Source organism: Bacillus sp. TE9106W, from assembly GCF_054062215.1.
On record NZ_JBSSFA010000017.1, the window covers coordinates 39335 to 56751 of the forward strand.

Genomic DNA, 17417 nt, shown 5'->3' on the forward strand with positions numbered 1-17417 from the left:
TAACCATGACAAAACAAACAGAATATAAGCGCAAGCCCGAATGGTTGAAAATTAAGTTAAACACGAATGAAAACTATACAGGCTTAAAGAAAATGATGCGTTCTAAGAATCTTCATACAGTTTGTGAAGAAGCGAAATGTCCGAATATTCATGAATGCTGGGCTGTAAGAAAAACAGCAACATTTATGATTTTAGGAGCAGTATGTACACGTGCTTGTCGTTTCTGTGCGGTTAAAACAGGCTTACCAACAGAGCTTGATTTACAAGAGCCAGAACGCGTAGCAGATTCTGTAGTACAAATGGGCTTAAAGCACGTTGTTATAACAGCGGTTGCACGTGATGATTTAAAAGATGGGGGAGCAGCTGTTTTTGCTGAAACAGTACGCGCTGTTCGTCGCAAAAATCCATTTACGTCAATTGAAGTATTACCATCTGATATGGGTGGAGTAGAAGAAAACTTAAAAATGTTAATGGATGCAAAACCAGATATTTTAAACCATAACATTGAAACAGTACGTCGATTATCTGACCGAGTTCGCGCTAGAGCAAAATATGACCGTTCATTAGAGTTTTTACGTCGAGCGAAAGAAATGCAGCCTGATATTCCAACTAAATCGAGCATTATGGTGGGCTTAGGTGAAACGAGAGAAGATTTAATTGAAGCAATGGATGACTTACGTGCAAACAATGTGGATATTTTAACTCTTGGACAATACCTACAACCATCTAAGAAGCATTTACCAGTTCTTAAATATTATCCACCAGCAGAATTTGCAGAGCTTAAAGAAATTGCACTTAGCAAAGGCTTTAGCCACTGTGAAGCTGGCCCACTTGTGCGTTCTTCTTACCATGCGGACGAGCAAGTTCGTTCTGCAAAAGAAAAAACAGCAGAAGCAAAATAATGAAAAAAGGGAGCTAACGATTAGCTCTCTTTTTGTTTATACTCCAAAACAGCATTTGAACATGTTAATAAAATCTTTTTTAATTCCTCTGTGGATAATTCAATTGTAAATTCAGGTACACCAGGTGTAATTAAAATTTTATCGTACGTATAAATAGCGCTATCCACAATAATTGTTACATCGTGTGAATACCCGAAAGGAGCGACACATCCCGGCGTGCAACCAGTTTTGTCTCGCAGTTCATCAGGAGAACAGAGAGATAAGCGTTCTCCTGTTAGTTCTTTCATCTCCCCTCTATTGAGCCTTGTGCCCTCTAACGTGAAAAATACGTAATAATCTCCAGACTTTGATTTTAAAAATAAGCTTTTACTTGGAGTGCCTTGTAAGCCAAGCCTCTCCCGCACGATCCGATCTGTTTCATAATCGAGTACTGGCTCGTGCTCAAATTTTTCATAAGAAGCATTTGTTTTATGTAGTAATGCAAGTACATCTTCGTACATATGGAGTGATACCCCTTTCTATTATTAGTACAGTTTCTTCTCGTGGCGTCAACTGAATGTGTTGGAAAGAGATATTACTTGGATGATGCTTCCCATAATCGTTTTATAGTACATTGTTCATCAATTACAATTTCGTAAACATCAGGATTCGTTAAAGCTTTCCATTCATGAAAGCCAATCGTATGATCAAAGTACTTTAAAATGAGTGTAAGTAAATTGCCATGTGTAACAAGTAGTGTTGTAGTATAGTTTAATTTTAAAACGTGTTGGATAAGCGATATAGCACGATCCGTTGCTTGTTTCGTTGACTCCCCGCCTGAAAAGGCAATATCTATATTTGTAAAAGTAGATTCTAGTTTTTGCATCCAATCGTCCATTGGAACGTCGCTTAATATGCGTTCAGCTAATCGTACATCTTCTTGGATAGACAAATTGGCTTGGCGTGCATAAGGCCGAATAGAATCGATAGCTCGCACAAATGGGCTTGAAATAATATGGTCTATTTGTGGATGATGCTCTAAGAGGAATGTAGCAAGGGTGTTTGCTTGTTTTTTTCCATCGGTCGTTAATTCGGCATCACGTTCTTGGCCAGTTGCTGAACAATGTCGTATGACAATAATTTTTTTCATAATTCATCCCCATCTTTCAAGTTGACGCTATATACTTCGACAAATGTGGAAAATATTCCTTTTTATTGGAAAGAACATAATGACCCGATCATGTGGAAAAGTAATGTGGATAATAGAAAATCGAGGTGCAATGATGAAAAAAATGATATGTATTGTATTCATGATTTGTTTTCTCTCGCAACTGTCCACAACATATGCACAATCCAATCAAAAGGTAGATTATCCAAGCAATCGAAATAAGTCATTTGTGAGTGAGGATGTGTTTTACGAACAATTAGATAAGAAAATGTATAAAGAATACAACAATGCAGCATATAGTGTTCGGAAAAAAATCTTATTTAAAGAAGTGGCTGATGAGGAATTTTCTTTCCTACAAAAAACAGCCATGGGTTGTCGGAGTAGTGTGATGCTTCAAGATTTTTTTGTTCATCCTAATCGCCAAGTTTATTTTTTCGCTTCCTTTTCTCAAAATGAAGTAGAAGAGTTTCATAAGTACATCGTTATAGATGCAGAAACAAAGAGGGAGCTGCAAGAGGGCAAAAGTTATCATCAGTGTGGTAATTCATATAAAAATAACCCACCAATTTTGGTGGGTTATTTTTTACTCCGGCACACTCATTAATTTCGCTTTCATTTTACGAATAAGAACAACAGCACCAATGGTAAAGAGAAGGGTAATTCCTTCTGCAACAAAGATGTTAATTGTTTTCGTTTGATAAAGTGCCGCGAAGAAGTCTACAAGTGCATGGAATAGTATAGCGTACACAAGGAAGATATATTTCTTCTGTTTTACTGCGTATAAAACAAGCATTGTAAAGGCAATTTGCAGCACGAGTGCCATAATTCTTTCTAAGCTACCAAGGAAGTATAAGTAGGCAGGTTGCTGAATTAACATGTCCTGTAGACGGCTTAGCTCTGGCATTTTTTCTACCATCTGAGCGAAGCTACCGTTGTTAATTGAATTCGCAAATATAAGTGCTTGGAATGCAGAGAATCCGCCAACTAAAATGGATTCAATGCCGCCGTGACCAATTCCGTAAGCGAAGCCATCTTTATATTCTTGATATTTTTTTAGTAAGAAGAAGAAGGCAACGAAGCGTCCTAATTCTTCAAAAATACCAGCAGTGAGTCCGCCATACAGTGCGAAGACAAATGGATTTTCTAAAATTGGAGCGATTGCTGGATTACCGCGCATAAATAGGTGGAATGGTGTTTCGAGAATTTGGGTAAATCCGATAAAGATAAGAACACCAACGCCGACTACTTTCCAATTTATATTATATTTTTTACGGAAATAAACGAGTACAATAATTGGGACCAGAATCGAGACAATGAGTTGAAAGATGATGCTGGCAATTACAGTATTTGAAACCATATTTTCACCGCTTTCTAATATATGTACATATCTATTATGCATGAAATATTTTATAAAGAAAATGAATTTACTTATTGACTCTAACGTTGCGTCATACTTTATCGTATGTATTAAGGGGGAGATACACATGGCAATGAAGGTAAAAGAAGTAGCTAATTTAGTTGGAATTAGTGTGCGCACACTGCATCATTATGATGAAATTGGGTTGTTAATCCCAGACGAGACGACAGAGTCTGGATATCGTCTGTATTCCAATGAAAATTTAGAAACGTTGCAGCAAATTTTGTTTTTTAAAGAACTAGGCTTCCCTTTGAAGAAAATTAAAGAAATTATCATGAGTCCATCATTTGATCGGGAAGAGGCACTAAAGCTTCATAAGAAAATGCTTCTTGAAAAGCGTGCTAGGTTAGATAAAGTGATTGCGACAATTGAGAAAACAATTCAGCATACAAAAGGAGAGATTGAAATGACGAACAAAGAGAAATTTGAAGGATTCGATTTCAGCCATAATCCGTACGAAGAAGAAGCACGTGAAAGATGGGGAGACGCAGCTGTAGATAAAGCGAATGAATATGCGAAAGGTATGTCAAAAGAGAAGCAAGAAGAGTTTAATGCTATTTACAGAAATTTAGCGGCACTTAGACACGGTGCTCCAGATTCCAAAGAGGCGCAAGAAGCTATCAAAGTATGGTACGATTACTTGCAAAACTTCAGTCACTATTCATTAGATGCTTTTAAAGGGCTCGGCCAAATGTACGTCGCTGATGAGCGCTTTACGAAAAATATCGATAAGTTTGGCGAAGGTTTAGCGCAGTTTATGTGTGATGCGATGGAGATTTATGCGGATCGTAATAAATAGTAAAAAATAAAGAAGGTGGAGGTTTTCTCCGCCTTCTTTATTTTTTTATCATATCATTTAAAGTCTGATCCCCTGTATTGTTCAAATGAGGATTTTTACTCATTTCACGCTTTAACATATCGAGGCTTTGCGTATATTCTGTATCATTTAATGCGCCAGATTGAAGTCCTTGAATTTGAGAAATCAACTTTTGGTCTGTTGATACATATGCTTTATAATAGCGAGGGACGATGGACAAAGCAGTTCTATATACTTGATCCGCTACAAGTTTCGCATCCGTTGTGTTTGCACGGTATACAACAAATACTTCATCGTCTGTAACGAGCGTAGCAGCGTTTGTAACGTCAGGAAGTTTGACTGTCATGCTTGTAATCATTTCAGCAACTTTCTCACGGTTAATGGCTCCTACTTGTTTGTTAGATACTTCATGCTTTTGTTTAGATGAATAACCGACTCGCGTTAATCGTGTATTTGTATTTTCCGTATGATACATGTCGTTTTTATTGGACACAAGAACACGACTTCCTTCTTCACGTTCCATTTCGGCTTTATTTGTTTGGCAGCCTGCAAATAAGGAAAGCGTGAGGAGAGAAAGTATAATTTGTTTTTTCACGATGTATCACCTCCTTCTTCATAGCATGTACTAATTTGCAAATTTTTGTATTTGAAATTGTTGGTTGTTATGCTTTGTGATACGATAAAAAGAAGAATGCTTAGAGAGGAAGTTAATGATGGAGCAAAAGCAAGAGATTCATGCTACGGTGAGCATTAATAATGTGCAGTACGAAGTAATTAAAAACTTTCGTGACGGTTTTAGTGAAGAAGCATTTAAAGAGCGCTATGCAGAAATTTTAAATAAATATGATTACATCGTTGGAGACTGGGGTTATGAGCAACTTAGATTGCGCGGATTCTTTGATGATAGTAACCAACGTGCGACATATGATACAAAAATTAGTACGTTATCGGAGTATTTATACGAGTATTGTAACTTCGGTTGTGCACACTTCGTATTACGAAAAGTGAAGAAGTAAAAAAATCCTCTTACGATTGTAAGAGGATTTTTTGCATATTCTCGCTTATAAACAAATTGATATACAATCGCCTTCAGAAAGTATTGTATTTGGTTTCATTTGTTGTCCGTTCAATTGAATATCCCCGTTTTTAATTTTATCCACAATGAGTGTACGGCTCCAGTCGGAAATATATGTGGATAAAGCTTTATCCATCCGGTGGGAACCGAAAACGAGGTCTAATACAATCGAAATTTCATCTATGCTACTTTCTTTATGCTGTGTAATGGAAATGGTAGTAGCTGTTTCCGTTTGATCTTGTTGCGTCATATCGACTGTTTCAACGTGATCAGTAAATGATTTATAAATACGAAGTTTTTGATTCCACGTATGATCTTTCGGACATTTATAAATAGCAAAGCGATATATGTTTTTTCCGTTAGCGTTATGCCTACGAATATTTGTGTCGGTAAATAGGGTAGTGCGTCTGCAATTTTTACAATACTTTTCAATTGTATTTTGCTGATTTTCATATAAACTCCAAGAAAGTTGTACTTTCTGCATTTTCCTTCACCTCTTATAGTAGTGGTAAAGGAACGTGATACAGCTATTTGGATGTCTTGTAGTATGAAGACATGAGAAAAAGACAAAAATAAAAGGAGGTTCCCTAAAGAGGAACCTCCGTAAACATCATACTACAGATGCATTACGTTCCTTTGTAATGGGAATGGGCAGACTACTCCCTTGAAAAAGCGTGGTGCTTTTTTGAGAGTAATGCTATCCAATTGCTGGTCCATTACAAAGTAAATGTTGGCATACGTAGATAACGTCCTTTCTATCCAAATAGATTTATTCTTCATTATAACATATAAGATTGAAAATTCAAAATTATTATGGGGAAAAAACACCAGCTAAAAAGCTGGTGTTTGAGATAAATTATATAAGTTCAAATAAAAATGAGCGTAGTTCTTCTGCAATTTCTTCAGTCATAGAAAATGCGTGCTCTAAGTAGCCTGGTTCGTTTAAATCGTCAGCGCCGATGATTGCGAATTTATTACGCTGCATATCAAGGACAATTGTTTTACCGTAATGACGATCGGAGTATAATAGCGCTAAATCATGACGCTCATTTTCTCCCATAAAGCTAACGAAACGAGTTTTTGTAGCGACAGTGTCGTCGTACAGAAAGAAACGTTCTTCCATACACATGGCTCCTTTTATTAAATATCTAAGTTTAAGTGTGGCTTATGATCTAAATGGTGATGCGTTTTAATGAATCGTACTGTTCTTGTTTTGTAACGCATTACGATAGAGTATGTTTCAGCTAAATCTCCGCCTAGGAATTTCACGCCGTCTAATAACTCACCAGCAGATACACCAGTTGCTGAGAAGATTGCATCATCCCCAGATACTAAGTCATCTAACATAAGAAGTTGACGAGGGTCTTCTAATCCCATTTCACGACAACGAGCTTCTTCTTCTTCGTTCATTGGAACTAAACGAGCTTGCATTTCACCTTCAAGACACTTTAATGCTGCTGCAGAAATAACGCCTTCTGGAGCTCCGCCAATACCTACGAATAAGTCGATACCAGTTCCAGGTAGTGCTGTTGCGATTGACGCACCAACATCACCGTCACCAAATAATTTTACACGTGCACCTTTAGCACGAACACGATCGATAATATCTTGATGACGTTCACGTTCTTGAACGATAACTGTTAGATCGCGAATCTTTTTATTGTTAGCTTCTGCTACAATTTCAATTGTTTTTTCAATTGGATCATCTAAGCTAATTTTACCAGCTGCTTTTGGACCAACCGCGATTTTTTCCATGTACATATCAGGAGCATGAAGAAGGTTTCCTTTATCTGCGATTGCGATAACTGCCATTGCGTTTGCAAGACCTTTTGCAACGATGTTTGTACCTTCTAATGGATCAACGGCGATATCTACTTCTGGACCGTTACCTGTTCCTAGTTCTTCACCAATATATAACATCGGTGCTTCATCAAGTTCTCCTTCACCAATTACAACTGTACCTGCCATGTTTACTGAATCGAACATATCACGCATTGCTGTAGTTGCTGCATCATCTGCTTCATTTTTCTTTCCGCGGCCCATCCACTGTGCGGATGCTAATGCTGCTGCTTCTGTTACACGGACAATTTCTAGTGCGAGTTCACGTTCCAAGATTCCATTCCTCCAATTTCAAAAATCATACAAATATAACTATAACAAATTACGGGGAAAAGGTGAATTCGAAAAATTGTCGATTTTTTCAGAAGAAAGCGTTACAATTAAAATGTAAATGCTTTAATTTCCAGGTAGGTGACATTCATGTATTTTGTAGACAGAAAGAAAATAGAACAAATGCTAGTATGTTTAGAACGAGCAACAAGTACATTTCAAGAGAAAAAGATATATGAAACCGAGTTTGAATTTTACGCATTAGAACGCATAGCGCATCTAATGATTGATTCTGTATTAGATGTAGGGAATGCGATGATTGATGGATTTATTATGCGCGATCCAGGAAGCTATGAAGATATTATTGATATTTTAATGGACGAGCGAGTGATAAGTGCAGAAGATGGACAAGGGATGAAAGAAATTATCCTTCTTCGAAAAATGCTTACGCAAGATTATATTCAAATGAATCATGATGAATTATATAAGACGATTCAAAAACATATTGCAGTGGTAGAGAAATACCCAGCCAATATTCGCAGTTATTTAGAAAAGGAATTAGGACCTGTATCTGCATTTGTACCAGAATAATTATGCTTATAAGATCCCCAGAGAAAGCCTTTTGGGGGTCTTATATTGTATGTGAGGGAGAAGGGTGAAGCATGGGGGAAGCACGTACGACGAAAGATGAAATTATCCAATTGTTGAAAGTAAAGGGAGAGCACACGGTAGCGGAACTAGCTGAAGTTTTAGAGATTACAGAAATGGCGATCCGAAGACATTTAAGTAATCTTGAGAAAGATGGTTTCATCTATTCTAAGATGGTAAGGCAACATGTCGGAAGACCAACTTATTTGTATGGATTAAGCGAAAAGGGAGAAGATACATTCCCGAAGGAGTATAAGCAATTTGCGATTGATATGCTAGAAGATTTAGCTCGAATGGGCGATGAACAAATACTTCGTTACGTTTTAAAAGAGAGAACGAAGCGAATGGAAGAACAGTTGCAAAAGCGAGTGAGTAATCAAAAGAATTTAGCATATAAAGTGCAAGAGATAGCAGCGATGCAAGAGAAAAATGGTTATATGGTTCAAATAAAGAGAGACGGAGAGAACTCTTTCGTAATTGAAAAACAAAACTGTCCGTTAAAGGAGATTGCTGAGAGATTCCCGCAAGTATGTGAAGATGAAAAAGAGATGTATAATCGTTTATTTGCGGGCGCAGATGTGAAAACACTAGCAAACATGTGCGAGGGCGATTGTAGTTGTTCTTATCAAATAAAAGAGAAAAAATGAACGTTATGGGGCGCTTTAAGGTAAAGCGTTTTTTTCTTTGTAAAAAGCGGGTAATATAAGAGTGGTATGATAAGGTGAGAACGTTAGCATAGAAGGAGAGACATAATCGATGTATAAAGGTTACTTAATTGACTTAGACGGTACAATGTATCGCGGAGAAGAACAAATTGAAGAAGCGAGCGACTTCGTAAAAGCGTTAGGAGAGCGCGGCATTCCATATTTGTTCGTTACGAATAACTCAACTCGTAAACCAGAACAGGTAGCAGAAAAACTTGTTCGTTTCGATATTCCAGCGAAAGCAGAGCAAGTATTCACAACGAGTATGGCAACAGCAAACTTTATTTACGAACGTAAACAAGACGCAACTGTATATATGATTGGTGAAGAAGGCTTACATGATGCACTTGTGGAAAAAGGATTTGAACTTGTGGATGAAAATCCTGATTTCGTTGTTGTCGGTTTAGATCGTGACATCACATATGAAAAATTAGCAAAAGCTTGTCTTGCTGTACGTAACGGCGCAACGTTTATTTCTACAAATGGAGACATTGCTATTCCGACTGAGCGCGGATTATTACCAGGTAACGGTTCATTAACATCAGTTGTAGCAGTATCAACAGGTGTAGATCCAATCTTTATCGGAAAACCAGAATCAATCATTATGGAACAAGCTTTAAAAGTGCTTGGCATAGAAAAGAATGAAGCCTTAATGGTTGGGGATAACTACGATACAGACATTTTAGCAGGAATAAATGCCGGTATGCATACGCTTCTTGTCCACACTGGAGTCACAACTGTGGAGAAGTTAACAGAATACGAAGTTCAACCGACGCAAGTTGTGCATAACTTGACGGAGTGGATTGAGAAGATGTAATGAAAAAAGCTGTTCCAAACTTTGGAGCAGCTTTTTTTTTGATATTTGCGGGTTAATATTCAATTGTGATTAGTGTCGGTTTTTGTCGGTAAGTCGATATATTTAGAAAATCGCCGATATAATCTGAGTTGCGCTGATATAATTTTATTTAAAATGCACGATTCACAACATCTTTAACCTCTTCAAGATATTGTTTACGCACACTGTCATCCACAGAAGGAACACTCGTATAGAATGTATGCTCAATTGTTTCAATGCCTGTAAATTCAAAAATACCAACATCCGCTGTTTTCTTCATTGCGTCAAACATACCGCCTGCTAGGTATGCCTCTTTCGTATTTCCCATTGTAGATAATAATAATCCTTTTTTACCGCTTAATAACTTCTCGATGCCATTTTCACCGTAAGCATAAGCGAAGCCGTGGCTAAATACACGGTCAACGTATCCTTTTAAAATAGCAGGAAGTCCCGCCCACCAAACTGGGTAAATGAATGTAATGGTATCAGCCCAAGAGATATGCTCTTGCTCTTCTTTAATATCTGCTGGTGTGTTTCCTTGAGAAAATGAGATGAAATCGGAAGCGCCTAATACTGGATTGAAGTTTAATTCGTATAGATCACGAACGCGAACTTCATGACCTTTTTCTGCTAATTCACTTTTTACCGTTTCTAAAATCGCATGGTTGAAGCTTTCTGTATTCGGGTGTGCATAAACGATTACATGTTTCATTGTTATTCCTCCTATTTGTGGATATGTGAATAGTTCTACCTGTAACCATTATTGTTACTTCTTTTGCGAAAGTCAAGTAATACATATATGTATAAAAAGACGCCTCAAATCGTCTTTCTACACACCACTCATACAAAGAACAAAGAAAACAAATAAAATAATGACAATACCAATGCCGAAGTTAAATACGAGAGTACTATCCATATATGTAACCTCCTGATTTGAAAGTAAAAAGCACTCTAGCCAAGAGTGCTTTTTTATTTTGAGTCTACTGCACAACTTTTAGAAAAGAATTCATGCATGTAAAGAGTTACATTATTTTATGTGCGTATGCTTTGAAATGAGTAAGTCCTTGTAAGGTATAGAAAAAAAGACACTCTTTCGAGTGTCTTTCAAGATGACAAAATGTGCCAATTGCTTGAGTTTGATAAGGCGCTAATATCCGTTTTAACGCCTTTTCTTTGATCAAGAAGTGTAGCAACAGCGATTCAAATAAATTGTATCATTTGTTTCATAGTTGTGCGTATGTAATTATGCATATTTCAATTAGAGGGAAATGAGGCGTTAAAAATGAATGAGTATATATAGAATATTTGATTAGGGGAGAGAAGGATGGATATACATAAGTTAACGATAGAAGAAGCAAATGAGATAAATACGTGGACGTACGAAGAACCTTATCATTTGTATAGTTTTTCAGGCGAGGAAGAAGTAATAGAAGAATTATTAGATGGGACGTATTATGGTTGTTGTGACGATAAGGGAGAGTTTATCGGCTATTTTTGTTTTGGGGAAAATGCACAAGTGTCAGGGGGAAGAGATGCTCATTTATATGGTGGAGAAGATGTAATTGATATCGGACTTGGCATGAAGCCGGCGTTAACAGGGAAAGGGCTGGGAAAAATGTTTTTTCAAGCTGGCATAGATTTTGTTGTTAAAGAATTTAGGCCGAAAACGTTTCGACTTAGTGTAGCAACATTTAATACAAGAGCGATTAAGCTATATAAAAACATAGGTTTTCAACAAGGTCCTATTTTTTGGAGCCGCGGGAGAGAATTTATGCTCATGGAATACGAAAGACCGTCAGTATGACACTGACGGTCTTTCAGATTTTATTCCGAATGCTCAGCTCTATGCGCTAAACGGCTTGAAGCAGCGGCAGCGATTCCGCCAACGATATCGTCAAGGAATGTATGCACCTTTCCAGTCGATTTATCATTTAAGTATTCTAAAATACCAGGTTTTAATTTATCGATATATCCAAAGTTCGTGAAACCGATAGAGCCGTACACGTTAACGATAGAAAGTGCGATCACTTCATCAATTCCGTATAAGCCTTCATCACGTTTTACGATATCCTGTAACGGCTCACTTAACATACCTTTTTCAGTAAGGACATCGAGTTCGATACCAGTAATCAATGCGTTTTGTACTTCACGTTTTGATAATACGCGCTCAACGTTATAACGGCATTCTGACATCTCTAAATTTGGATGGTATTTTTTTTGAAGAAAATGAACAAGTTCAGCAATATCGTCAATTGTTACACCGCGTTCTTGTAATAGTTGTAATGCTTTTTCTTGTAGTTGATTTGATTCTTTCATGTTTATCACCTTTTTTTCTTTTTAGTATTTGTATACGTTTCGTTGCTTTATCATGTGCATAGGAATGAAAGGCGAGCACAAGCTCATATATATATAGAAAAACCATAGGTGGCGACTGCGATGATTCATCATATTTATGAGCATTATCACATGCATGTTAAAGAATTAATCCCCCTTGGCCCCTATAAAAGCTTTTGGATTCGCAACAAAATTTATGTACTTGTTCCAATTGGAGAAATGGAGGAAGAAGTACTTGTAGAGATGAAAAAGCTCAGTGACTATATGAACCAGCAAGGGGATATAACTGTAGCGACTTTCGTTCCAACTATACACGGCTACTATGTAAGTGAGATAGAAGAACAAAATTACTGCTTATTAAAAGGTATGCGAGCGTTAGAACGACATGCTATATCATTAGGTAGTGAGCTTTCTATATTCCATAAACGAGGTGCATTCTTTCCAGAAGAAATTGAGCAACTAAGCCGCATTGGTGAATGGAAAGCATTATGGGAAAAAAGGCTCGATCAATTAGAAAAGTTTTGGCAATCACAAGTGATGAACCACCCTACAGACGTATTCGATCAATTGTTTATTGAATCCTTCCCGTATTACTTAGGGGTTGCAGAAAATGCCATTCAATATGTTGTTGATACAGAAATGGATGATACACCACAGCTAACTGATGCAGCAACAATTTGCCAAGAACGATTCACACCTTTATTATGGCATCAAACGAAGCGTCTCAAACTCCCTTTTGATTGGGTGTATGATCACCCAACTCGAGATATAGCAGAATTAATCCGTTATATGATGATTGAAAAAAAGAAAGACTGGGAGAAAACAATCGTTCAATTTGTTACAGATTACGAACGAAATTATTCGCTATCCTCATTTGGTTGGCGCCTATTATTTGCAAGGCTCTTGTTCCCGCTTCACTATTTTGAAACAGTTGAACGGTACTACCAAACAGGAAACGAAGAACAAAAAAGCATATATAGAGATCGCTTAGAAGCCATTTTACACGATGTGAACCGCTCAGAGCAATTTATGAAGCATTTTTATAGCTCACTTCGTTTACCAGTTGATAAGCTCGGGATTAGAAAATTAGATTGGTTATCTTAAAAATATAAAAAAGAGACCGAGTGAGGTCTCTTTTTTATATACCACAATTGTATGTAATACATTATGCCCCTACTTGTTGCTCTGCACATATATTTAAAATGAATTGATGTTTTTCGATTTTTTCATTTACTTTACCCAATAATTCTTGCTGGATTTCTTTAAATAAAAATTGATAGCTCGCATTCCATGTTGGTATAACAGATGAAAGGCCTAATAAATACTCTTTTTTCTTTTCTAGTTCTTGAATTGTTAAAAAAGTGTTCCCCATTTTTGGCATGTGTCGTCCCCCTATGTTTTTTGATTGTATATGTGTGAACGATTCACTATATAGTATCAATTATCGCATTTTTTGAGAAGGATTTCCAATTTTGTTTTATGATGTTAAAGGGGAAGTGTTGTTTGAATAAAAAAGAGACCCAAATGGGTCTCTTTCTAGGAAGCGATTCTGAACGAGCCGCTTCTGCTTTTAATTAATATCCAGCTCCAGCGGCTAGAACAGTCGGCCATTTCGCGCCTTCCTATGAGGCAAAAAGCGCCTCTTCGTCAGGAGCTCCAATGACCTCCTGTTCTGAACGAGCCGCTTCCGCTTTTAATTAAAATACTTGTTCTACTTCGATAACGCCTGGTACTTCTTCAAGTAATGCGCGTTCGATACCAGCTTTTAGTGTGATTGTAGAACTTGGGCAGCTTCCGCATGCACCCATAAGGCGTAATTTTACGATACCTTCTTCAATGTCTACTAACTCAACGTCTCCGCCATCGCGAAGTAAGAATGGACGTAATTTATCTAATACTTCTAGTACTTGTTCTTGCATATGTGGGTTTTCCATTTTTATCGACTCCTTTCATCAGTTTTATTATAATCAAGATAGAGGGGAAAATCTATTTTTTCTGTTCTTGTTTTATTGTCGAAATTTTTTATCATGTTTACAACGTGTTTTTTCAGTATAGGGGTATGGAATAAGTTTGTAAAATGATGTGCTTATGTAATAAGACATCTGAATATACTGTTAGAACAAGAAGTGGGGGAGAAGAAATGGTTAATGTGCAAGTGTATGGGACGAAAGTAATTTGTGCGAGCTGCGTTGGAATGCCATCTTCAACAGAAACGTTTGAGTGGTTACAAGCGGCGATTGGTCGTAAATATGAAGGACAAGAAAATAAATTTAATTTCGAGTATATTGATTTTCAAGAAGAACAAGAAGATGAAGAGAAAAAAGCATTCGCAGAGCGCGTAGTGGAGGAAGATTTATTTTACCCGGTCGTTCTTGTAAATGGAGAAATTGTTGGAGAAGGAAATCCTCGTTTGAAGGATGTTTACGAAGAAATCGAGAAATATTTATAAAGCAGGAAGTCTTTGCGAATTTGCAAAGGCTTTTTTTATTGGAGGGATAGTTGTGAAAAATGGAGTGAAGCATGCGTTACCAACAGAAGTACAACAGTTAATGGAACGATACACAGTAGAATTAAAAGAAATTTTTTTAGATGAAAAAATAGTCGGGGTATACATTTACGGATCCATCGCACTCGGTGCATTTCATGCAGAAACGAGCGATGTTGATTTTGTTACGGTAATAAGTGATTCCGTGAATAAAGCTGAAAAACAGCAACTTGTAGAACTTCATAAGAAACTTAGTGGTAGTACGTTAGGGAAAAGAATGGATGGTATGTATATTCCGCTTGCTGATTTAGGGAAATACAATGATGAACTGAATGAGTACGTGTATTGTGCAGATGGTAAAGCGAATGTAGGTCATTGGGATATTAATGCGGTCACATGGTGGACATTGAAAAATCAAGGTATTACAGTTACCGGGAAAGAAGCGGAAGATCTCCCGTTTCAAATAAGGTGGGATGATGTAGTCAATACGATGAAATACAACGTAGAACAGTACTGGAGTGGGAAGGTGAAGCAGCCATATTTATTCTTTATAGAAGAATGGGTAGAATCAGCTGTCGTTACGATGGGCCGTATTTTATATACACTAGACCATAAAACAATCGTTTCAAAAGATAGAGGATTACAATACTTATTAGAACGTTCATCGGAAGAATGGGAGCTTTTATTAAAAGAAGTAGCGAGAATACGGCAGAACCCAAAAGAAAAGAGAATGCTCTCAAGGTGGAGAAGGGCAGATATGACGAAGAGGTACTTACTACATTTAATTGAAACATGCAGAGAGAAATGGTAGGGAAGAAAATGGACAATACAGTTGAATGTATTGTCTTTTTTTACGTTTAATTTGGTATATAATGGTTGGAAAGGTTTAATTATACTGGAGGGGATATAGTGGACACGGAATTAGTTACATATAAAGAAAAGAATGTACAAATGAGTATGTTAGAAGTAATCATCATGATAGTAATTATTTTTGGGATCATGTATGGAATTGGTTATTTGAACTTTTTATATGACTCCTCATTATATCCGTGGTATGTAGATCATCTTATTCCGCCTTTAACATTTCTTACTATTATTTTAATATATGCGCCAGCAAGAAATTACTGTTTGCAGTTATTAAAATCAATACAGTTCAATCACTTTAAACATTATGTAACGATAGTAATGACGATGATCGTACTGCTTATATATCTTGCGGTATTAAATTTAATTCTACCAACGGGAGTCAGTTTGGATGAACCTAATAGAGTAATCGAGCCTACTAAAAGTGAAATCCTTATATACGTAGTGGTGCTCACAGTTTTTGCACCAGTTTGGGAAGAACTTCTATTCCGGGGGATGTTTTTCACGAAATTATCTCAGCACTTTTCTACGTTCAGTAGCATTGTTATAAGTGCTTTTATATTTACTTTAGGACATCCACTTACTTTAGGGAGTGTTTTATATATTTTGGGTGGCGGTATATGTTTAGCTTACACCTATAAGAAAACAAACAATTTACTCGTTCCATGGGGGATTCATGTATTAAACAATTCCTTTTATTTATTAGTAAATTTTCAACTGTAAAAAGACGTCCTTTTGAAAAGGGTGTCTTTTCTATTTTATAGTAAGTAGAAAGGGCTTTATATGCATTGTGTAGAGGCAAGGTAATACACAATATAAATAGTTTCATGTGAAACATTTTTCATTATCAAATATACAAAATGCTTAACTTAGTGTATTAAACCCATCATTCATAAGTATTCTAATATATTAAAAAGTAAAATGGAATAATAAACGAGAAATTGTCGGAATATATTCGATTTCCGTTCATTTTTATGAAATATATGTACTTTTTGTTAGATTCCTTCTCTTTCTTTCTATAAAATACACGTATGTAGAAAGAAGAAAAGGATGATGTACGTGAAGGACACTGTTTTACAAGAAACAATTTCTCCGCAAGAGTTACATAAAGTTGTTCAAAAGAATACAGCTTATTATGACTTTAAGTGGGGCAAAGTAGAAAATCCAGCGCAAGGGAATACGTGGAATTGGGTAGCCTTTTTCTTCCCAACTTTTTGGTTAGCTTATCGTAAAATGTATAAGTTGTTTATTATACTTACGTTATTGGCGGTACCTAGTATCGTTGTAACTCCTTTTATAGATATTCCAGATGGGATTTATTTAACATGTAGTTTAGTCCTTCAGTTAGGAACGATGATATTTACTGGATGGCAAGGAAATCGTTTATATTATAAGCACGCTGTTCGTGTATTACATAAGGGAGAAGATATGCCAGATCATGAGAAGGCATATTATTTACAATCAAAGGGCAACGCTAGTTTTGCTGGCATGATTGGTTTACAGGTTATGGTGATGATAGTATTGGTTGGAGCTATGCTCGGACTCTCACTTTTACCAACTGAGCCGAATATTAAAAATGTCGTTCGTTCAAGTAGTGAAGGTATTACTTTAGAGATTATGACGGATAATCCAACTTGGAAGTTTGTGAAGAAAGAACAAGATTATGATGTAGTAGAGTTTACTGGTTATGATTATACGGAGAAGAAAAACGTGAAAATTAAATTTGCTGTTTATTTTAGTGAAGACTATTTTGAATGGCAAGAAGTATATGAGAATAATAAGAAATTGAGTGAAGATGAGTTAGAAGAGTATCAATTTTACATTGAAGAAAATGGTTGGGGATTCTAGTCAGAACTCGTTCATTTTGAAAAGGAGAATCTTGTGAAGGTTCTTCTTTTTTATTTGGAAACACCATACGAATTGAAATTTTGTAAAATACAATAAAAAATGAGAATTTGAGGTAGGCTTGTCAATAACGTGAGACTATGGCACTATATAGAAATGCTATACAAATTTTATTTATCGAGATGTAAACATCAATTTTGATTTTTACGTATAAATAATGAACGGAGGAAATGGA

The 17417-nt window shown here is 36.5% G+C and carries 24 protein-coding genes; 13 read left to right on the forward strand and 11 right to left on the reverse strand.

Annotation, left to right across the window (positions count from 1 at the left end; genetic code table 11):
• Positions 1-5: 5 nt before the first annotated feature.
• Positions 6-902 (forward strand): lipoyl synthase, encoded by an 897-nt coding sequence (gene lipA / locus ACVWY7_RS23480; protein WP_000166369.1) that lies wholly within the window; start codon positions 6-8, stop codon positions 900-902.
• 20 nt (positions 903-922) lie between these two features.
• Here the strand turns inward: lipA and ACVWY7_RS23485 are convergent, their stop codons facing one another.
• A complete protein-coding gene (locus ACVWY7_RS23485; protein ID WP_000272733.1) occupies positions 923-1402 on the reverse strand; it encodes a YbaK/EbsC family protein in 480 nt (159 codons plus the stop codon).
• A 74-nt stretch (positions 1403-1476) separates the two neighbouring features.
• A complete protein-coding gene (locus tag ACVWY7_RS23490) occupies positions 1477-2031 on the reverse strand; it encodes a histidine phosphatase family protein (protein WP_000721032.1) in 555 nt (184 codons plus the stop codon).
• A gap of 103 nt (positions 2032-2134) precedes the next feature.
• Between ACVWY7_RS23490 and ACVWY7_RS23495 the strand changes: the two genes are divergently transcribed.
• Positions 2135-2653, forward strand: coding sequence for a hypothetical protein (locus tag ACVWY7_RS23495; protein WP_456523999.1), 519 nt, complete (start codon positions 2135-2137; stop codon positions 2651-2653).
• Here ACVWY7_RS23495 and ACVWY7_RS23500 read toward each other — a convergent pair.
• Positions 2633-3448, reverse strand: coding sequence for a YhfC family intramembrane metalloprotease (locus tag ACVWY7_RS23500; RefSeq protein WP_212115057.1), 816 nt, complete (start codon positions 3446-3448; stop codon positions 2633-2635). The genes ACVWY7_RS23495 and ACVWY7_RS23500 overlap by 21 nt on opposite strands.
• A gap of 85 nt (positions 3449-3533) precedes the next feature.
• On the opposite strand from ACVWY7_RS23500, the gene ACVWY7_RS23505 reads away from it, so the two are divergent.
• On the forward strand, positions 3534-4265 hold the full coding sequence (locus ACVWY7_RS23505) for a MerR family transcriptional regulator (RefSeq protein ID WP_001240988.1): 732 nt from the start codon (positions 3534-3536) through the stop codon (positions 4263-4265).
• Between the two features lie 37 nt (positions 4266-4302).
• Here the strand turns inward: ACVWY7_RS23505 and ACVWY7_RS23510 are convergent, their stop codons facing one another.
• Positions 4303-4878 (reverse strand): YhcN/YlaJ family sporulation lipoprotein, encoded by a 576-nt coding sequence (locus ACVWY7_RS23510; RefSeq protein WP_000744043.1) that lies wholly within the window; start codon positions 4876-4878, stop codon positions 4303-4305.
• Positions 4879-4996: 118 nt separating this feature from the next.
• On the opposite strand from ACVWY7_RS23510, the gene ACVWY7_RS23515 reads away from it, so the two are divergent.
• On the forward strand, positions 4997-5299 hold the full coding sequence (locus tag ACVWY7_RS23515) for a YutD family protein (protein WP_000435941.1): 303 nt from the start codon (positions 4997-4999) through the stop codon (positions 5297-5299).
• A 45-nt stretch (positions 5300-5344) separates the two neighbouring features.
• Here ACVWY7_RS23515 and ACVWY7_RS23520 read toward each other — a convergent pair whose 3' ends face one another.
• The 3 genes from ACVWY7_RS23520 to glpX all read right to left on the reverse strand — a co-directional run bounded on the left by ACVWY7_RS23520 (position 5345) and on the right by glpX (position 7470).
• Positions 5345-5842, reverse strand: coding sequence for a cytoplasmic protein (locus ACVWY7_RS23520; protein WP_456524000.1), 498 nt, complete (start codon positions 5840-5842; stop codon positions 5345-5347).
• A 372-nt stretch (positions 5843-6214) separates the two neighbouring features.
• Complete coding sequence (locus ACVWY7_RS23525; RefSeq protein ID WP_000392606.1) at positions 6215-6481, reverse strand: DUF3055 domain-containing protein; 267 nt, start codon at positions 6479-6481, stop codon at positions 6215-6217.
• 17 nt (positions 6482-6498) lie between these two features.
• Positions 6499-7470: a class II fructose-bisphosphatase gene (glpX, locus tag ACVWY7_RS23530; RefSeq protein WP_000439090.1), complete on the reverse strand. Its 972-nt coding sequence runs from the start codon at positions 7468-7470 to the stop codon at positions 6499-6501.
• 147 nt (positions 7471-7617) lie between these two features.
• On the opposite strand from glpX, the gene ACVWY7_RS23535 reads away from it, so the two are divergent.
• The 3 genes from ACVWY7_RS23535 (at position 7618) to ACVWY7_RS23545 (ending at position 9636) form a co-directional block, all read left to right on the forward strand.
• Complete coding sequence (locus tag ACVWY7_RS23535) at positions 7618-8058, forward strand: DUF86 domain-containing protein (RefSeq protein WP_000274012.1); 441 nt, start codon at positions 7618-7620, stop codon at positions 8056-8058.
• A gap of 71 nt (positions 8059-8129) precedes the next feature.
• The gene (locus ACVWY7_RS23540) at positions 8130-8762 is read left to right on the forward strand and encodes a helix-turn-helix transcriptional regulator (RefSeq protein ID WP_000503333.1); all 633 of its coding nucleotides are present in this window, start codon (positions 8130-8132) and stop codon (positions 8760-8762) included.
• Positions 8763-8871: 109 nt separating this feature from the next.
• Positions 8872-9636, forward strand: coding sequence for a TIGR01457 family HAD-type hydrolase (locus tag ACVWY7_RS23545; protein ID WP_000276467.1), 765 nt, complete (start codon positions 8872-8874; stop codon positions 9634-9636).
• A gap of 148 nt (positions 9637-9784) precedes the next feature.
• Here ACVWY7_RS23545 and ACVWY7_RS23550 read toward each other — a convergent pair whose 3' ends face one another.
• Entirely contained in the window at positions 9785-10366 is a 582-nt protein-coding gene (locus tag ACVWY7_RS23550; RefSeq protein WP_000683415.1) for an NAD(P)H-dependent oxidoreductase, read from the reverse strand.
• Positions 10367-10978: 612 nt separating this feature from the next.
• On the opposite strand from ACVWY7_RS23550, the gene ACVWY7_RS23555 reads away from it, so the two are divergent.
• Positions 10979-11458, forward strand: coding sequence for a GNAT family N-acetyltransferase (locus tag ACVWY7_RS23555; protein ID WP_105989956.1), 480 nt, complete (start codon positions 10979-10981; stop codon positions 11456-11458).
• A gap of 20 nt (positions 11459-11478) precedes the next feature.
• On the opposite strand, the gene ACVWY7_RS23560 is transcribed toward ACVWY7_RS23555, so the two are convergent.
• Complete coding sequence (locus ACVWY7_RS23560) at positions 11479-11970, reverse strand: phosphatidylglycerophosphatase A family protein (protein WP_072190695.1); 492 nt, start codon at positions 11968-11970, stop codon at positions 11479-11481.
• Between the two features lie 120 nt (positions 11971-12090).
• Here ACVWY7_RS23560 and yutH point away from each other — a divergent pair, with 120 nt between their 5' ends.
• Positions 12091-13092: a spore coat putative kinase YutH gene (gene yutH / locus ACVWY7_RS23565; RefSeq protein ID WP_000581265.1), complete on the forward strand. Its 1002-nt coding sequence runs from the start codon at positions 12091-12093 to the stop codon at positions 13090-13092.
• A gap of 61 nt (positions 13093-13153) precedes the next feature.
• Here yutH and ACVWY7_RS23570 read toward each other — a convergent pair whose 3' ends face one another.
• Together ACVWY7_RS23570 and ACVWY7_RS23575 are read right to left on the reverse strand one after the other, a co-directional pair.
• Positions 13154-13369, reverse strand: a complete 216-nt coding sequence (locus tag ACVWY7_RS23570) for a hypothetical protein (protein WP_038356750.1) — start codon at positions 13367-13369, stop codon at positions 13154-13156.
• A gap of 316 nt (positions 13370-13685) precedes the next feature.
• Positions 13686-13922, reverse strand: a complete 237-nt coding sequence (locus tag ACVWY7_RS23575; RefSeq protein WP_000431159.1) for a NifU family protein — start codon at positions 13920-13922, stop codon at positions 13686-13688.
• Between the two features lie 206 nt (positions 13923-14128).
• Between ACVWY7_RS23575 and ACVWY7_RS23580 the strand changes: the two genes are divergently transcribed.
• The 4 genes from ACVWY7_RS23580 (at position 14129) to ACVWY7_RS23595 (ending at position 17185) form a co-directional block, all read left to right on the forward strand.
• Entirely contained in the window at positions 14129-14437 is a 309-nt protein-coding gene (locus ACVWY7_RS23580; RefSeq protein ID WP_000248594.1) for a DUF1462 family protein, read from the forward strand.
• The gene (locus ACVWY7_RS23585; RefSeq protein WP_105989954.1) at positions 14406-15284 is read left to right on the forward strand and encodes a nucleotidyltransferase domain-containing protein; all 879 of its coding nucleotides are present in this window, start codon (positions 14406-14408) and stop codon (positions 15282-15284) included. Before ACVWY7_RS23580 ends, ACVWY7_RS23585 begins: the two co-directional genes overlap by 32 nt.
• Positions 15285-15382: 98 nt before the next feature.
• On the forward strand, positions 15383-16060 hold the full coding sequence (locus ACVWY7_RS23590) for a CPBP family intramembrane glutamic endopeptidase (protein ID WP_144508308.1): 678 nt from the start codon (positions 15383-15385) through the stop codon (positions 16058-16060).
• Positions 16061-16390: 330 nt separating this feature from the next.
• Entirely contained in the window at positions 16391-17185 is a 795-nt protein-coding gene (locus ACVWY7_RS23595) for a DUF2628 domain-containing protein (RefSeq protein ID WP_105989960.1), read from the forward strand.
• Positions 17186-17417: the final 232 nt, after the last annotated feature.

Coding starts and splice junctions, on each gene's coding strand:
- lipA (WP_000166369.1), top strand. CDS start 6: ATGACAAAACAAACAGAATATAAGCGCAAGCCCGAATGGTTGAAAATT.
- ACVWY7_RS23485 (WP_000272733.1), bottom strand. CDS start 1,402: ATGTACGAAGATGTACTTGCATTACTACATAAAACAAATGCTTCTTAT.
- ACVWY7_RS23490 (WP_000721032.1), bottom strand. CDS start 2,031: ATGAAAAAAATTATTGTCATACGACATTGTTCAGCAACTGGCCAAGAA.
- ACVWY7_RS23495 (WP_456523999.1), top strand. CDS start 2,135: ATGTGGATAATAGAAAATCGAGGTGCAATGATGAAAAAAATGATATGT.
- ACVWY7_RS23500 (WP_212115057.1), bottom strand. CDS start 3,448: ATGCATAATAGATATGTACATATATTAGAAAGCGGTGAAAATATGGTT.
- ACVWY7_RS23505 (WP_001240988.1), top strand. CDS start 3,534: ATGGCAATGAAGGTAAAAGAAGTAGCTAATTTAGTTGGAATTAGTGTG.
- ACVWY7_RS23515 (WP_000435941.1), top strand. CDS start 4,997: ATGGAGCAAAAGCAAGAGATTCATGCTACGGTGAGCATTAATAATGTG.
- ACVWY7_RS23520 (WP_456524000.1), bottom strand. CDS start 5,842: ATGCAGAAAGTACAACTTTCTTGGAGTTTATATGAAAATCAGCAAAAT.
- ACVWY7_RS23525 (WP_000392606.1), bottom strand. CDS start 6,481: ATGGAAGAACGTTTCTTTCTGTACGACGACACTGTCGCTACAAAAACT.
- ACVWY7_RS23535 (WP_000274012.1), top strand. CDS start 7,618: ATGTATTTTGTAGACAGAAAGAAAATAGAACAAATGCTAGTATGTTTA.
- ACVWY7_RS23540 (WP_000503333.1), top strand. CDS start 8,130: ATGGGGGAAGCACGTACGACGAAAGATGAAATTATCCAATTGTTGAAA.
- ACVWY7_RS23545 (WP_000276467.1), top strand. CDS start 8,872: ATGTATAAAGGTTACTTAATTGACTTAGACGGTACAATGTATCGCGGA.
- ACVWY7_RS23550 (WP_000683415.1), bottom strand. CDS start 10,366: ATGAAACATGTAATCGTTTATGCACACCCGAATACAGAAAGCTTCAAC.
- ACVWY7_RS23555 (WP_105989956.1), top strand. CDS start 10,979: ATGGATATACATAAGTTAACGATAGAAGAAGCAAATGAGATAAATACG.
- ACVWY7_RS23560 (WP_072190695.1), bottom strand. CDS start 11,970: ATGAAAGAATCAAATCAACTACAAGAAAAAGCATTACAACTATTACAA.
- yutH (WP_000581265.1), top strand. CDS start 12,091: ATGATTCATCATATTTATGAGCATTATCACATGCATGTTAAAGAATTA.
- ACVWY7_RS23570 (WP_038356750.1), bottom strand. CDS start 13,369: ATGCCAAAAATGGGGAACACTTTTTTAACAATTCAAGAACTAGAAAAG.
- ACVWY7_RS23575 (WP_000431159.1), bottom strand. CDS start 13,922: ATGGAAAACCCACATATGCAAGAACAAGTACTAGAAGTATTAGATAAA.
- ACVWY7_RS23580 (WP_000248594.1), top strand. CDS start 14,129: ATGGTTAATGTGCAAGTGTATGGGACGAAAGTAATTTGTGCGAGCTGC.
- ACVWY7_RS23585 (WP_105989954.1), top strand. CDS start 14,406: ATGTTTACGAAGAAATCGAGAAATATTTATAAAGCAGGAAGTCTTTGC.
- ACVWY7_RS23595 (WP_105989960.1), top strand. CDS start 16,391: ATGTACGTGAAGGACACTGTTTTACAAGAAACAATTTCTCCGCAAGAG.